The 15,480-nt window shown below is 71.0% G+C and carries 13 protein-coding genes; 6 read left to right on the top strand and 7 right to left on the bottom strand.

Annotated features, from left to right (window positions below):
* Positions 1 to 83: 83 nt before the first annotated feature.
* The 6 genes from G9H71_RS23665 to G9H71_RS10040 all read left to right on the top strand — a co-directional run bounded on the left by G9H71_RS23665 (position 84) and on the right by G9H71_RS10040 (position 7,845).
* Entirely contained in the window at positions 84 to 1,370 is a 1,287-nt protein-coding gene (locus tag G9H71_RS23665; protein WP_166281344.1) for a YncE family protein, read from the top strand.
* Entirely contained in the window at positions 1,367 to 2,161 is a 795-nt protein-coding gene (locus G9H71_RS10060; RefSeq protein WP_166281342.1) for a 2,3-dihydro-2,3-dihydroxybenzoate dehydrogenase, read from the top strand. The genes G9H71_RS23665 and G9H71_RS10060 overlap by 4 nt, the downstream gene beginning before the upstream one ends.
* Positions 2,162 to 2,182: 21 nt before the next feature.
* Positions 2,183 to 3,373 carry an isochorismate synthase gene (locus G9H71_RS10055; RefSeq protein WP_331272885.1) on the top strand — a complete coding sequence of 397 codons (1,191 nt, stop codon included), beginning with the start codon at positions 2,183 to 2,185 and terminating at the stop codon, positions 3,371 to 3,373.
* Positions 3,370 to 5,013, top strand: a complete 1,644-nt coding sequence (locus tag G9H71_RS10050; protein ID WP_166281340.1) for a (2,3-dihydroxybenzoyl)adenylate synthase — start codon at positions 3,370 to 3,372, stop codon at positions 5,011 to 5,013. The genes G9H71_RS10055 and G9H71_RS10050 overlap by 4 nt, the downstream gene beginning before the upstream one ends.
* Before the next feature lie 205 nt (positions 5,014 to 5,218).
* The gene (locus G9H71_RS10045; RefSeq protein ID WP_166281338.1) at positions 5,219 to 5,872 is read left to right on the top strand and encodes an isochorismatase family protein; all 654 of its coding nucleotides are present in this window, start codon (positions 5,219 to 5,221) and stop codon (positions 5,870 to 5,872) included.
* Positions 5,873 to 6,456: 584 nt separating this feature from the next.
* On the top strand, positions 6,457 to 7,845 hold the full coding sequence (locus G9H71_RS10040; protein WP_166281336.1) for a recombinase family protein: 1,389 nt from the start codon (positions 6,457 to 6,459) through the stop codon (positions 7,843 to 7,845).
* Positions 7,846 to 8,055: 210 nt separating this feature from the next.
* Here G9H71_RS10040 and G9H71_RS10035 read toward each other — a convergent pair whose 3' ends face one another.
* The 7 genes from G9H71_RS10035 to G9H71_RS10005 form a co-directional block, all read right to left on the bottom strand.
* Positions 8,056 to 8,817: a rolling circle replication-associated protein gene (locus tag G9H71_RS10035; protein WP_231134549.1), complete on the bottom strand. Its 762-nt coding sequence runs from the start codon at positions 8,815 to 8,817 to the stop codon at positions 8,056 to 8,058.
* Between the two features lie 48 nt (positions 8,818 to 8,865).
* Positions 8,866 to 9,291 (bottom strand): hypothetical protein, encoded by a 426-nt coding sequence (locus tag G9H71_RS10030; protein ID WP_166281334.1) that lies wholly within the window; start codon positions 9,289 to 9,291, stop codon positions 8,866 to 8,868.
* A 238-nt stretch (positions 9,292 to 9,529) separates the two neighbouring features.
* Entirely contained in the window at positions 9,530 to 11,203 is a 1,674-nt protein-coding gene (locus G9H71_RS10025; protein WP_166281332.1) for an SIR2 family protein, read from the bottom strand.
* Between the two features lie 118 nt (positions 11,204 to 11,321).
* Positions 11,322 to 12,527, bottom strand: a complete 1,206-nt coding sequence (locus tag G9H71_RS10020) for an HNH endonuclease signature motif containing protein (RefSeq protein ID WP_166281330.1) — start codon at positions 12,525 to 12,527, stop codon at positions 11,322 to 11,324.
* Positions 12,528 to 12,626: 99 nt separating this feature from the next.
* Positions 12,627 to 14,369 (bottom strand): MFS transporter, encoded by a 1,743-nt coding sequence (locus G9H71_RS23645; RefSeq protein ID WP_196791929.1) that lies wholly within the window; start codon positions 14,367 to 14,369, stop codon positions 12,627 to 12,629.
* A 17-nt stretch (positions 14,370 to 14,386) separates the two neighbouring features.
* Positions 14,387 to 14,602 (bottom strand): hypothetical protein, encoded by a 216-nt coding sequence (locus tag G9H71_RS10010; RefSeq protein ID WP_166281326.1) that lies wholly within the window; start codon positions 14,600 to 14,602, stop codon positions 14,387 to 14,389.
* Positions 14,603 to 14,701: 99 nt separating this feature from the next.
* Positions 14,702 to 15,469 (bottom strand): S8 family serine peptidase, encoded by a 768-nt coding sequence (locus tag G9H71_RS10005; protein ID WP_166281324.1) that lies wholly within the window; start codon positions 15,467 to 15,469, stop codon positions 14,702 to 14,704.
* Positions 15,470 to 15,480: the final 11 nt, after the last annotated feature.

The raw sequence follows: 15,480 nt of genomic DNA, 5'->3' as shown, positions 1-15,480 counted from the left end.
CCGGCCAGGGACCTGCGGATTTAGGTAAGGCTTGCCTTACTCTCGGCGCCGTACCGATTCCTCATGCCCTCGGAGGCCCCTCCATGTCGCTCTCCCAGCAGCGCTCCCGCCTTTCCGGCGCGGCCCGCATCGCGGCCGTCGCCACCGCGAGCGCCGCGCTCGCCGTGACCGGCCTCGCCGGGTCCCCCGCCTCGGCCGCCGACGGCCCGGCCAAGACCGGCAGCTTCAAGGTCGCCCTCGGCGTCTACGAGGTCGTGACGAACCCCTACACCGGCAAGACCTACGTGGCGAGCGGCGGCACCCGCACGAACACCGACACCGCGCAGATCCAGGTCGTCGACACGAAGACCGGCATGGTGACGGGCTCGATCCCGTCCTCGGACACCGCGCCGTACGCACTGGCGATCAACCCGGTGACCAACACGCTCTACACCGGCAACACCCGCAAGAACTCTGTGTCGGTCTACGACCTCGACACGAACACCGAGGTCGCGACCATCGAGCTCGGCGTGCAGAACCGACAGCTCGAGGTCGACACCCGCAACAACAAGCTCTACGTCACCGAGATCAACAACCAGCGGGTGGCCGTCATCGACGGCGAGACCAACACGCTCGAGGGGCTCATCCCGGTCGGCGCCGGCGCGAACGCGATGGACGTCGAGTACGACCCGACGTCGAAGAACTTCTACGTGGTGCACCTCGCCGGCGACGTCACCGTCGTGGACGGCAAGACGAAGAAGATCAAGAAGGTCATCCCGATGCCGGCGACGTCGCAGAACGTGAGCGTCGACCCGAAGACCGGCCTCGGCTTCGTCACCGGCTACAGCGACGGCTCGATCACGGTCTTCGACACGAAGACCCTGAAGGTCGTGAAGACGCTGGACGCCGGCAACAACAGCGGCGGCCTCGGCATCGACCTCGACGCGGGCACGCACACGGCGTACTTCACCAACCAGGGTGACGGGGCGCTGTGGGCGATCGACACCGCCACCGGTGACCTCAAGTGGTCCCTGCCGGTGGGGCCGCGGGCCAACTCGCCGGCCGTCGACACGCTCTACGACCAGGTCTTCGTGACGAACAAGGGCGACGACACCGTCGCGATCGTGAAGCCGGGTGCGACCGCCACGGACGACAAGTCCACGGCTGCCCGCGTGCTCGCCGCACTGAAGCCGTACGCCACGTCCGACCGCGACCTGCACAGGGCGCTCAAGGACCTCGAGCGCGCTCTGGCCCGCGGCAACTGGACCGCGGCCGGCGACCTGGTCGCGTCGCGCGAAGGCGCCCGCTACCTCCAGCGCGCCGTCGCCGAGCTCGAGGCTGCGGACGCCCCCGCCCCGGCCGCGGTCCTCGAGGAGATCGGGGGGCTGTGACACCCCTCGGACGTCCCGGCATCGACGGGACCGTCGCCCTCGTGACGGGCGCGGGACGTGGCATCGGCGCTGCCGTGGCCACGGCCCTCGCCAGCGAGGGCGCGTCCGTCGCCGTGCTCGACGCCGACGCGAGCGCCGCGGAGGACACCTCCGCGGCGCTCCGCGCCCGCGGCACCCCGTCGCTGCCCTACTCCGTCGACGTCACCGACCGGCCTGCGGTCGACGGCGTCGTCGCCGACGTCGAGCGCCGCCTCGGCCCGCTCCACACGCTGGTGAACGTCGCGGGCATCCTGCGGCCCGGCCCGGTCGTCGATCTCTCCGACGAGGACTGGGACGCGACCCTCGCCGTGAACGCGACCGGCGTGTTCGTCGCCTCGCGTGCCGCGGCGCGGCGGATGCTGGCCCGTCAGCGCGGCTGCATCGTCACCGTCGGCTCGAACGCCGCCGGGGTCCCCCGGATGTCGATGTCGGCGTACGCAGCGTCCAAGGCGGCCGCGACGCAGTTCACCAAGTGCCTCGGCCTGGAGCTGGCGCCGCACGGCATCCGCTGCAACGTCGTCTCGCCGGGCTCGACCCTCACCGACATGCAGCGCGGGCTGTGGTCCGGCCCCGACGGCGCGGACGCCGTCATCGCCGGCGACCCCGGCACGTACCGCGTCGGCATCCCGCTCGGCCGCATCGCAGACCCGGAGGACGTCGCGGAGGCGGTCCTCTTCCTCGTCTCCGACGCCGCGCGCCACATCACCATGCACGACCTGTACGTCGACGGCGGCGCGACCTTGCGCGCCTGAAAGACTTTCCCAGGAGAACTCGTGACCGCACAGCTGGAGACCCCCGCCATGTCCTTGCCGGCGCAGCAGTTGCTCGCCGGCTACGCGCCGGGGACGTCGGCCTTCTTCGCGTCGCCGCGGCACACCTTGCTCGCCGAAGGGGTGTCCGCGCGGCTGCCGGCCGGGCCGCCGCCCGCCGACCTCGGCGCCGCCGTCCGCCGACTGCTCGAGGAGGCGACGGCCGCCGGCGACCCGGCGATCGTGGTCGGCGCGGTGCCCTTCGACCCCGGACGCGGCGCCGCGCTGTCCGTCCCCGTGCACGCCACGTGGGGCGCACCGCTCAGCCCCTCGGTGCCGCGGCCCGCTGCACCCTTCGCGGCGGAAGCCGTCGTGAGGCCGGTGCCCGAGCCGGAGGACTACAAGGCCGGCGTCGCCGCGGCTCTCGGGCGGATGTCGTCGGGTGACGTGGAGAAGGTTGTCCTGGCGCGTGCCCTCGACGTACGCACCTCCGCTCCGGTCGACGTCGCGGCCCTGCTCGCCCGGCTGGCGTACCGCGACCCCCGCGGCTACGCCTTCGCCGTCGAGCTCCCGGCCGCCGCCCCCGCCCCGGCACGAACGTTGGTCGGGGCCAGCCCCGAGCTGCTCGTGTCGCGCATCGACGGGGTGGCCCGGGCGAACCCGCTCGCCGGCTCGGTGCCGCGCAGCGCGAACCCTATGGAGGACGTCCGCCGAGCGGAGGAGCTGCTGCGCTCGGCGAAGAACCTGCGCGAGCACGCCGTGGTCGCCGAGGCGGTCGTCGAGGGGCTGCGCCCGCTGTGCCGACACGTCTCGGTCGCAGGCCCCTCGCTCGTGCAGACCGCCACGATGTGGCACCTCGGCAGCGAGATCTCAGGGGAACTGCTGAGCGACGAGACCACCTCGCTCGACCTCGCCCTGGCCCTGCACCCGACCCCTGCCGTCTGCGGCACGCCCGTCGCGAAGGCACGTGACGTCATCGCCCAGGTCGAGCCCTTCGACCGCGGGTTCTACTCCGGCACGGTCGGGTGGTGCGACGCGTCCGGTGACGGCGAGTGGGCCGTCACGATCCGCTGCGGCGAAGTCTCCGGAAGCTCTGTTCGGGTGTACGCGGGGGCGGGCATCGTCCCGGGCTCCCGCCCCCAGGACGAGCTCGATGAGACCAGCGCCAAGTTCGGGACCTTCCTCGACGCGCTCGGCCTGGGCGGTGCCGCGTGAGCACGGACACCAAGAGCGCGAAGCAGCAGGAGCTACCGGGCTACGTCCCGTGGCCCGAGGAGTTCGTCCGGCGCTACCGCGAGGTGGGCTACTGGGCGGGGCAGACGTTCGGCTCCATGCTCCGCGAGCTCGCCGAGCGCTACGCCGACCGGGTAGCGGTCGTGGACGGCGAGCGGCGGTGGACGTACTCAGAGCTCGACGAGCGCGCCGACCGCCTGGCCGCCGGGCTGCACCGGATCGGCATCCGCGCCCAGGACCGCGTGGTGCTCCAACTGCCGAACGTCGCGGAGTTCTTCGAGGTCTGCTTCGCGCTGTGGCGCGTCGGCGCGCTACCGGTGTTCGCGCTTCCCGCCCATCGCAGCAGCGAGATCACGTACTTCTGCTCGTTCACCGAGGCCGTCGCCTACATCGTCCCGGGCCATCACGCGGGCTTCGACTACCGAGCCCTCGGCTACGAGGCGCAGGGCGCCGCCCCGTCCTTGCGCCACGTGCTCGTGGTGGGCGACGACCCGGGAAGCTTCACGTCGATCGACGACCTGCGTGACGCTCCGCGGCCGCTTGCCGATCCAGCTCCCTCCGATGTTGCCTTCCTGCAGTTGTCCGGCGGCAGCACCGGCGTGCCGAAGCTCATCCCGCGGACGCACGACGACTACCTCTACAGCGTCCGGGCGAGTGCGAAGATCTGCGGGCTGGACCCGTCCAGCGTCTACCTCGCCGCGCTCCCCGTCGCGCACAACTTCCCGCTCAGCTCCCCCGGCGTGCTCGGGACGCTGTACGCCGGCGGCACCGTCGTCCTCGCGCCGGACCCGAGCCCGGCGACCGCGCTGGCTCTGATCGAACGCGAGCGGGTCACCATCACGGCCCTCGTCCCACCCCTCGCGCTCCTGTGGCTCGACTCGGCCGCCCGTCTCGAGCACGACCTGTCGTCGCTGGAGGTCCTGCAGGTAGGCGGCTCCAAGCTCAGCGAGGAGGTCGCGCGGCGGGTGCGGCCGACGCTCGGGTGCGGACTCCAGCAGGTCTTCGGGATGGCCGAGGGCCTCGTCAACTACACGCGGCTCCACGACCCGGACGACATCATCCTCGCGACGCAAGGGCGGCCGATATCCCCCGACGACGAGGTCCGGGTCGTCGACGACGAGGACCAGGACGTACCCGCCGGAGAGGTGGGCCACCTGCTGACGCGCGGGCCGTACACCATCCGCGGCTACTACCGCGCTGAGGAGCACAACCGCTCGGCCTTCACGAGGGACGGGTTCTACCGCACCGGAGACCTCGTCCGGGTCACCCCCGAGGGCTACCTCGTCGTGACGGGGCGGGACAAGGACCAGATCAACCGCGGCGGCGAGAAGATCGCGGCCGAGGAGATCGAGAACCACCTGCTCGCCCATCCCGCGGTGCACGACGCCGCGGTCGTCGCGGTCCCCGACGCTTATCTCGGCGAGCGCAGCTGCGCCGTGGTCGTGCCTCGTGGCGAGGCGCCCAGCGCCCCCGCGCTCAAGAAGTTCCTGCGCGAACGCGGGCTCGCCGCCTACAAGGTGCCGGACCTGGTGAAGTTCGTCGACGCCTTCGCGCAGACGGGCGTAGGCAAGGTCAGCCGCAAACAGCTGCGCGAGTCGCTCGCTGCCTCCTTGCGGCCCTGATCACAGATTCCCTGACGACCCTAGTCCCAGGTCCGCGGACGGCCTGCCAACAGCCTGGCCGACGTTTCTGGTCAGCCCACGGACGAACCTGATCGCACAGCCGACGACGGCCAGGGTCGCAATCCCCGCTGCAGTTCAGATCACAGCTCACCTGCAGCGCACTTCAGCACATCCGCCTTCTCGAACCCTCAGGAAGAGGCCCCCGATGGCTCTGCCGCGCATCGCGCCCTACCCGCTGCCGATGGTTGATTCGCTGCCTCAGAACCGCGTCGACTGGCGTCCGGACCCCCGTCGAGCCGTGCTGCTGGTGCACGACATGCAGAGGTACTTCCTCGGCGCCTTCGAGCCGGGTGCTTCGCCGCTGACCGACGTGATCGCCCACATCCGCGCCCTCGCCGCTGGAGCGCGCGCCCTCGGCATCCCCGTCGTCTATAGCGCGCAGCCCGGCGGCCAGACGCGTGAGCAGCGCGGGCTGCAACAGGACTTCTGGGGCGACGGCATCCCGGGGGACGAGGGCTCGGCGATCATCGAGCCTCTCGCGCCCGAGCCCGATGACGTGCTCCTCACCAAGTGGCGCTACAGCGCCTTCCAGCGCACTAAGCTGGCCGACCTGCTCGCGGAGACGGGGCGGGACCAGCTCGTCATCACCGGCGTGTACGCGCACATCGGCTGCTTGGCAACGGCGAACGAAGCCTTCATGCGCGACATCCAGGCGTTCTTCGTCGCCGACGCGCTCGCGGACTTCTCGGCCGACCACCACCGCAGCGCGCTGGAGTACGCCGCGCAGCGGTGCGCTGTCGTCACGTCCGCCGACCGGCTGCTCGAGGAGCTGACCGCAAGCACCGCAGCGGTGGGGTAGCTGAGGTCGCCGGTCGTGGACCAGGCGTGGGGCGCTCCGGGAACGCTTGGCTCGGGGCTCGGGGCTCGGGGCTCAGGGCTCGGGGCTCAGGGTTCGGGGCTCGGGGTTCGGGGCTCGGGGTTCACACGTCACGCAGTCCCGAGTCGTCGAGGAGCTCATATAGCCAGCGCGGCCGGCCGCGGCACGACTGCCCGCTCGCGTGGCAGCCCGTGCACGGCGTGGTTCGCGTAGGCCCTGTTCCTTGTCGTGCTCTCGCCGAGGCGGAGCTGCGTGGACCGACGGCAAGCTCGGCGCACGCGCAAGAGCGCGTGCACCGAACGCGGCGGAAACGCCTCCGTGCAGCTACCACGGCAGCGGAATTCGCTGAAGCCCACTACAGCTGCAGCTTGCGACCCACATCCCGGTCGACTCGATGCTCGCAACGGATGGTCGGGCCGCCGCCCGGCCGCCTGAGCCGGAAGAGCCCTGGCCGCTCGGGGTCGGGTTGGATGATCCACCCGTCGCCGTGGACGAGGGCGTGATGCCGATGGCAGAGCAGGACGAGGTTCCTCAACAGTCGCTAGTGTGCCCTCGTGCCCCGACCCGTGCTTGCCGCCGCCATCTACGCCCGCATCTCCGACGACCGTGACGGCACCGGCCTCGGCGTCACCCGACAGCTGGAGGATTGCCGCAACCTCGCGGCGGGCCGTGGCTGGCAGGTCGCCGAGGAGTACGTCGACAACGACACCTCGGCGTACTCGGGCAAGGCCCGCCCCCGCTACCGGGACATGCTCACCGACATCGAGGCAGGCGCCCGCGACATGGTGATCGCGTACCACCTGGACCGGCTGCACCGCCGACCGATCGAGCTTGAAGAGTTCGCGACAGTCTGCGACGCCGCCCGCGTGCCGGTGGCGACCGCACACGGAGACACGAACCTCGGTACAGGTGACGGCCTCCTGATCGCGCGGATCATGGCTGCTGTGGCGGCAAACGAGAGCGCGGCGAAGTCGCGGCGCGTGCGCCGCAAGATGGACGAGCTGGCCCAGGCCGGCGCCGCGCACGGCGGCGGGACGCGCCCGTTCGGCTACGAGCGCGACCGCCTGACACTGCGCCCGGACGAGGCCGCGATCGTCAAGGACCTCGCGGCCCGGCTGCTGGCCGGGGAATCGCTCGCGTCGCTTACCCGCTGGCTCAACGACCAGGAAATCCCCACGTCCGCCGGAGGCGCGTGGCGATCCCCGACGCTGCGCGGGCTGCTGCGCTCCGGCCGGATCAGCGGGCAGCGCGAGCAACGCGGAGCAATCGTCGGCCCCGCCGTGTGGCCCCCGATCATCCCCCCGGAGCAGACCGACAGGATCCGCGCCTTGCTCGACGACCCCGCACGCCGTGTCAGCCGCACCGCCCGGCGATACCTGCTCGCCGGAATGCTGCGCTGCTCGCTGTGCGGCGCGACGTTGATGTCGCACCCGCGCGCCGGGGTCCGCCGGTACGTCTGCAAGACCGGCGCCGACTTCACCGGCTGCGGCCGCATCACCATCACCGCCGACCCGCTCGAGCAGTTCATCGCCGACGCCGTGCTGCTGCGCCTGGACAGCCCCGGCTTCGCCCGCTCGCTGCGCAAGGAGGCCACCGCCGACGCCGCCAGCGCAGCCCTCGCCGAAGCGATCGAGGCCGACACCGCACAGCTGGACGAGCTCGCCGGCCTCTACGCGGCGAAGGCCATTACCGCCGCCGAGTGGATGACCGCCCGCAAGCCGATCGAGGCGAGGATCAGCGACGCCAAACGCCGACTTTCGCGGGCGTCCGCGAGTGGCCGCGCCGCCGAATGGGCCGGCAACGGGCAGCAGCTACGCGCCCAATGGGCCGAGCTGAACCTGGACCGGCAGCGCGCGATCGTCGCCGCCGTCCTCGACCACGCGATCATCGCCCCCGGCACCCGCGGAGCCCAGTCCCTGGACATCAACAGAATCACCCCAAGGTGGAGGGTCTGACCGGCCGGCCCCGGCCCGCGTGCTCGCGCTGCGCGCTTGCGCCCGCGGCTTCGGCGCCGTCCCGGTCAGCAGCGCCTGCACCTTGCCCAGCGTCGCCGGGTCCTCCAGATGCACCGGCAGGCCCTGCTCCTCGCACGACCGCTCCACCCACGCCCGCACGTCCTCCATCGAGACAGCAGACCGCTTGCCCGCGCGTCGCGCCATGCCGGGTCAGGCCGCCCACTGCGCCCACAGCGCCGGCGGCCCCTGCCAGTCCTCCACCTCGGCCGACGACCAGATACGTTCCGGCGCAGAGCCCATCACAGCGGACGCGGCTGCGAGCACGCCGGCGGACGAGGTGGCAGTGAGCCGCTGCTTGCGGGGCTGGAAACCCTGCGCTACGTCGTAACGGTGCAGCCCCGCCGGCCGGTCATCGTCGCTGAAGGACTTCGCGACGTACTTGGACAGGTAGCCCGCCGCTCTGCGCGCCTCTCCCAGCGGCCCGGCACCGACGGGCAGGTCGCCGAGGAGCTTGATGTGAACGAAACCGCGTCCCCATGACGACTCGATTAGCGACCGGCGGACGAACCGGCCGACCGCGAAGTGCAGGTGCAGCCCGTGCCCGGACTTGTGCCACTCGGGCACCCACACATACGGCAGCGGCCGGCCGCCGAGCCCGTCGCGCAGAGCGCGAAAGAAGCCGGCGGCATCGGCGCGGGCCTGGGCCGGGTCATGGCACCCGGCGCCGCGATAGGTCAACGTCCCCAGCCGGTTCAGCCGGTTCGCCGCGCAGTACCGGCGCAGCGCCGCCCGCGCGCGGCGCGCGGCCTCCGTCCGCGCCCGCTCTGGATGCTCGGCCGCGCCTCGTCGGCCCGTTCTCCGGGCCGGCGGACGCGACGGAACGAAGCAGCCGCCACCCTCGGCCGCTTCCGGGTACAGCGACAGCGCCCACGTCGCACCAACGGGCGCCGCCAGGCGCTGCTCTAGTCCCACGAGGTGGGACTATAGCTCGAAGTGCCCGCTTAGTCCCGGACTGTGCGACTAGGACGTGGTGTCTGGCTCGTCCCCGATGGGCGGCGGCTCCGCCTGCTGAGGCCCCGTTGAGGCCGAGGCAGCGACATACGCCTCTAGATCGAGCGTTACGCCGGGCAGCTTGAACTCGTCGGGATGGACGCCGGTCAGCTTGCGGAAGGCCGCCACCCGCCGGTACACGCCGGACCGGCTCATCCCGAGCCGCTGGAGCCCCTCGAAGCCGCCCTCCAGGTGCCAGAGCAGCCAGAAGCCCAGCGTCTCCTCCGCGCGGGCAGCCCCGATGCGGCTCGTGATCGGCCGCAGCAGAGGCTCCACCACAGGGGCCGCGGCCTTCTCCACCGCGCGCGAGTACGCGTCCCACGCCTGCTGCCAGCGCCCGCGCGCGATGCCTCGCCCCTCAGGCGAGGGCATCCGCTGCGCTCGGAAGTCTCCCACGCGCACCACCTCCAGTCCCAGAGCCTAGGACTGGGGGCTGACGGAGCGCGGGACGTTTCCCTAGCGCCCTTCCCGTCGCTGCAGCCTGCCAGCGCTCCCTCGCGCGTCAAGGGTGCGCTCCGCCGCTCCGCGCCCTTGACGCACTCCTCCGCACCGACAAGCCGCCACGACCAGAAGGACGCCTCAGCCTGGTCGAGCCACCAGCAGCAGCGCCAACGAGTTACGTTGCTACTTCAAGTCAAGACGGGCGTGCGACGGACGGTCGGCGACGAGGCGCGGGTTGTGGGCGCGCTCTGACTCCTTCTCTGCCGTCAATATTCAGCCTGAGTTCTTTCATTCTGAGAGAGTCGAGGGCGGCACGTGGCAACTCAACCGGCGCAAACGCCGTCGCTCGCTGGGAAACCTCCTGCAGTACGGAGCTGAGTTGGGGAGGAGCGTCCCGGGCCGGCTGAAGGTCGCCGATACTCGGATAGACAAGCCGCGCAATGCCAAGCAGTTCGGCCGCCTCTCCTCGGAGAGCATCCACCTTGGACCCATCAACGAGGTCGCCCTGACTGATGCGAGCGACAAGGTCCGCCAAGTAGGCGATATCCTCGTCCGCCCCCTGCTGGCTCTGGTACGTAATCTCCTTGGCGAAGGCCCGCAGCACGAAGTCGGCTGTCTTCGAGCCAACGGGACAACTCCAGATTTTGGACCAGTCAGAGAGAGAGTGAACTAGTCGCCGCTTCGTCGACCGCGCCTCTTCATGACCGCCGGCCGCCAGCATCCGGACGACATTCTCTGTCAACGTGCGCGACGCCGGAATCCGGCGTGCGATACTGACAAAGTCATCCATCCCTAGGTAGGGCATGGCCTTCTCCAGCGCCTGATGCGTCGCGCTCACGTGCGGCTCGGGAATCACCGCACTCAGCAACTTGCCGACATATTTATCGCGTGCTCCGAGGATGCCCGCGCCGCCAAGCCTCGGCTCACCAAGAAATGGCGAGAAGATGCGTTCGGTTTCTTGAATCTGCGTTTCGACGGCACGAAGCAGCGCCCCGGATGCAATTACCTGTCCACCGGAGGCACGCGTGCCTGCACGTGTAGACAACTCGAGCAGGAAATCAGCGAGCAAGCGTGCCCGATCTGCGCGGTCCTTCACCGGCCCGTCAGGACTGAGTACGACAGTCTTCAGCCCTACAGCACTATAGAGCTCTTCAAGGGCTGCGTTCGATTCCAAACGCACTATGTATGAGGGGCGGCGGTCGGCCTCTGGAATATCCCGCATCATCTCCATGAGCTTGAACCACACGATACGAATATTCACATCACGGAAGCTGTAACCCATAAACAAGACCGACTTGCCCAACAGGTCAGAACGGAACTTCAAGTCCATTGGCGACTCGAAGTCCAGTCGTTTGTAGTACGCCGACTCCGTCAGGACTAGTGTCTGTTCGTGTTGAAGGTCACCATGATACTTCACAATCTGAGTACGGTCGGTGTGAGCAAGTGCTACATGCTTCGGCAGCACAACCACGCTCACCGGCAGCGCGAGTCGCCTATAGGTTTCCTCGATGAGGTCGTCATAGTTCGTTGTGTAGATCTGTGGCGCACCTAGATTTGCGAGTTCTAGGTGGGGGTCAGACACCAGGGGGCTGATGTGAGAGCTCAAGCTACGCTCAAGTTGGTGTCGAATCGGCCCAATGTGGCGGTCGCATTTGAGATAGAGATACTCGGCGATCTGCAAATAATCGTTCCCAGTTGCCTGCCGAAGCTCGTCGAAGGATAGCGAACCCTCGATGCTAGTACATAAAGCTCGCAGCATCGACTCCCATGTCGGAAGGTTTAAGGAATCGGAGAAGCCCGCCCCCAGGAACGGTATCAGCCTCTTGTCGGCAGCAAGGGTAATGAGTTCCTCTGGTATCACGACCACCGTGCAGTCCTCCCCGTTGAGTGTTCGTCGCGACAGCCTTCCACGTCGGCAGGTGCACCGGGAGACGAATGTGAAGATTGAGGAAGTCTGTCGAGCGCGGTCGCCGCAGGGGGATGTCTCAACGACTGGCGAGGTTCGCGAGCTCCGTGTCACCTCCATGGGCCCAGTGGACGACGTGATGCGCGTCGCTGAAGCCGGGTGATCGCGCGCACGCGGGGAACACACACCCTCCGTCGCGCATGACGAGCGCCCGGCGCTGGGCGGGTGACACCGAGCGGATGGTCCGCCCGGAGGCCAGGGGTAGCCCGAGGCCCGACAGCCGACCCTGCCCGTCCCGGAGGGCGCCAAGGGCGGCGGGATCGAGTCGTCCCACCGCGAGACCGTCGGAGACCACGGTCGAGACCGAGGAGTCGCAACAGAGCCGCAGCAACGCGTCTCTGCCCAGCGAGGCACCCCACAGCGCCGACGCCGAGCTCCCTCCCCACACGCTCTCCTGGCGCAGCGTCGCGAGGTCGACCACGAGCGTGACGTGGGGCTTGTCCCCGCCGAGGTCCGGGAGGTCGCCCCGGTCCAGTGCCCTCCGGCACAGCTCGACGAGCGCGTCAAGCTGTCGTTCGCCGCTCAACCGCAGGTCCTCGGAACCGTCCGGCTGCGGGACCGGGCCGGCGAGCGGTAGCAGCGCGGACTGCAGCACCTCGCCGTCTTCCGGCGCGAGCATGCCGTGCACGTCCCACATCCCGTCGCCGGTGCGCGTCAGCGTCAGGTGCCTGCCCGCCAGCCGTCGCAGCTCGGCCTCGCGTGCCCGGTCAGGGTCCAACCCGTGCTCGACCCGGCGCAACACCGCGCCGAGCTCCTTCGCCGGAGCTGTCCGGCCGACCGACACCAGTTCCGGCTCGAACTGCCGGACGGCACCTGCGCCGTGCCGGTCGACGACATGACCGAGCTGGTCGATCTGCCGCGCAGTCAGCTCCCCCGAGGCGAACGCGGCCGCGACTTCCGGCAGCGCCCGCGACACACGCGCTGCACGGCGGGCCGCGTGCGCCTCACCCCGCGTCAGGTTCAGCTCGCGCTCCAGCCAGGCCGTCGGGCTCAGCGCGCCCTCGGCCAGGCACGCCCCGCGTGCCTCGAACTCGCCGACCAGCCGCGCCCGGAACGCCGCGAGCCGCCGCTCCCACGTCTGCACGGTCCGGATCGCGTCCGCGAGCCCGGTCGCGGACACGCTCTCCGGATCCAGCGCCTGAAGCTCGCCGAGCGCCTCCTCGAGCAGCGCTCGCGGGCCAGGCGGCAGTCCTGCCGACGGCTCGCTCGCCACTGAGATGGTCACGGCTGCGACCTTGCCGCAGCTGACCGCACGCCTTCCCCGACGATCCACAGGCGGTCGCCGCGCCGGCCGCCATCAGGCCCGCGGGCCCACAGCCTTGGCTCAAGCCCCCGCCGGCGCCGGATGCACGACCGCCGGCACCCCGCCTCGCGCCAGCCGAGCACTGACCGTCCCGAGCATCGCCGGGCTCGCGCTGCCCGTCTCCAGCGCGGTGAGGAAGTCGGCGCCCGACACCCGCCAGAGCGACACCGGCTCCGCCGCCGTCACGGTCGCCGTCCGGGGGACGCCGCGCAGCACACCGATCTCGCCGAAGTACGCGGGGGCCGACAGCTCCGCCAGCAGCGATCCTCGTGCGGTGACCGTGACCGTACCGTGCACGAGGACGTAGAGCGCGTCGGCCGGATCGCCCTCCGCGACGGCCACGTCTCCATCGGCGAGCTCGACCTCCTGCGCCGAGCGGGCCAGCTGCTCCATCGTCGGGCGGGTCGCGCCGGCGAAGAGGTCCAGGCCTTCGAGGAGCGCGACTCGCCGGCCGAGCAGCCGGACGTCGTCGGCAGAGGACCGGTCGGCGCGCAGCAGGGGCGCCATCCCGGCGACGCTGACCGCGGCGATGCCCAGCCCGACGAGGGCCGCGGTGGCCTCGAGCGACAGCACGCTCAGCAGCGCGCTCGTCGCGGCGCTGGAAAGCAGGATGGCGGCAAGCACGAGCGAGTTGAGGATCCCGAAGACCCGGCTGAGCACGTTGCTCGGCACGTCGCGCTGCAGCGCCGTCACCGCGAGCACGTCGACGGCGAGCATCCCTGCGCCGGAGATCACGAGGACGAGCGCGCCGAGCACCGGCCACGGCACCTGCGCGGCCAGGGCGACGGGCAGCGCCAGCAGGCACATGCCGCCCACGATGACGGGCGCGAGACGGGGTGCCGACGCGAGCTGGTTGACCAGGCCTGCGGCGAGGACGCCGCCCAGCGCCATGCTCGCGAGCAGGTAGCCGTAGCCGTCGGGGCCGGTCCCGTACTTCACGCTGAGCGGGACGAAGAGCACGGTGAGCGCGCCGTAGACCGCGCTGTCGAGCGCGCAATACACGGTGAGGACGAGGGCCGTTCGCTCGGCTCGCAGGGCGGCCACGCCCGCGGCGAGCTGCCGCCCGAGCGGGCTCCGCCCGTCGGCGGCGTCCCCGCGGCTGCGTACCCGGAGCCGGGAGAGCATGACGGCTGCGAGCAGGAAGGTGACGGCGTCCAGGAGCACGCCGACCTCGGGCTCACCGGTGAGCAGCAGCAGCGCGCCGATGGCCGGGCCGGCCACGGTGACGAGGTTCTCGAGGGACCCGAAGAGCGCGTTGGCCGGGGCGAGGTCCTCCTCCGGCACGGTGTCCGGGACGACCGCCTGCACGGCCGGCGCGTACGGCGTGTTGCACAGCGCGATGAGCGCGTGCAGCCCGAGGACGATCGCCAGCGGCCCGTCGACGGCGAGGACGGCGGCCAGCGCGAAGGTCACCGCACTGCACACGAGGGCGGACATGACCATGACCCGCGAGCGCTCGTAGCGGTCGGCGAGCACCCCGGCGTACGCGGAGAAGAGGAGCCGGGGCAGCCAGCCGCACGCGGTGGTGACCGCGATCATGCCCGCGGAGCCGGTCCGGTCGAACACGTAGACGACGAGGACGACGTTGTATGCCCAGCTGCCGATCGCGTCCACGGTGAACGCGGCGAGCAGGACGCGCAGGTCGCGCGAGCGCAGGGCGCTGCGGTAGCGGCCGCGGGTTCGAGCCGGCACGGGTCTCTCCGGAGGACGGTACGGGCGGTGGACAGCAGCGGCCGGGGACGCGGCAGACGCGTCCCCGGCCACTGGGGTGGGCCGAGGCCCTACTGCGCGATGAGGCGGGGCTCGTCGCCGCCCTGCTCGCCCTGGCCGCCCTCGTCACCCTGCGCGGCGATGACCCGGTGGCCGTGCGCGTCGTCCTCGTCGCCCGGGAGCGGGAGACGGGCACGCCCGCCCTCGACGGGGATCTCGCCGGGGTCGCCCAGGCTCACGTGCCCCAGCGCGTCGTCCGGGCCTTCGGTCGGAACGATGTGGCTCATTGCTGCTCCCCTGCTGTGCGAGCCGGGCGGTCCGGCGTCTGAGGGGAACTCTGCTCCGCCGCGGAGCGCGCGTCTGTCAGTTGGCGGACATTTCCTGCGTCATCCCGCTGACACAGGCAGCGCATTGCGGGAGACCGCGCGCAGCACCGATTTGACCTCGGCCGGCACGAGGTCGGGATGCTTGCTCAGCAGCCGGGCGACCAGGCCCGCCACGTGCGGCGCGGCAAAGGAGTTGCCGGTCGCGACGATGGTCCCGCCTCCCAGCCAGGCCACTTCGAGGTCGATGCCGGGCGCTCCGAACTCGACCGGTGGGTGCGGGTTGCAGTCGATGTCGAACGGCCCGGTCGCGTCGTTGGCGGCGACGGAGATGACGGAGGCGTACTGCGAGGGGTAGCTCGCCGCCCGCACGTTGTTCACCGCGCAGACGAGGACGGTGCCGGCGAAGTACGCCTCGTCGGCCACGTCGTGGAGCAGCGAGTGCAGGTCCTCGTTGCCGGTGGACATGCTCAGGTTCACCACGCGCGCGCCCGACCGGACCGCCCACCGGATGCCCTCGGCGAACACCAGCCCCTTGCCGCTGAGCCGCTCGCCGAGCACGCGGACGCTCAGCAGCCGGCACTCGGGGGCCGCCTTGCGGATGATCCCCGCGCACGCGGTGCCGTGCCCGAACAGGTCCTCGTGCGGCCCTTCGACGCTCTCGATCTCCTGCCGCTCCCGGTCCCAGCGCAGGGCGGCACCGCCGGCGACCTCGCCCACGGCCGGGTGCGCCGCGTCGATGCCGCTGTCCACGACGGCGACGTCGACGCCGCGCCCCGTGGCACCGGCGAAGGCCCACTCCCGGGTCACGCCCACGTCCGGGACCCGCACCGGCGAGAGCG

This window comes from Motilibacter deserti (assembly GCF_011250635.1).
Classification (GTDB): Bacteria; Actinomycetota; Actinomycetes; order Motilibacterales; family Motilibacteraceae; genus Motilibacter_A; species Motilibacter_A deserti.
This window is presented reverse-complemented; position numbering and strand designations above follow the sequence as displayed.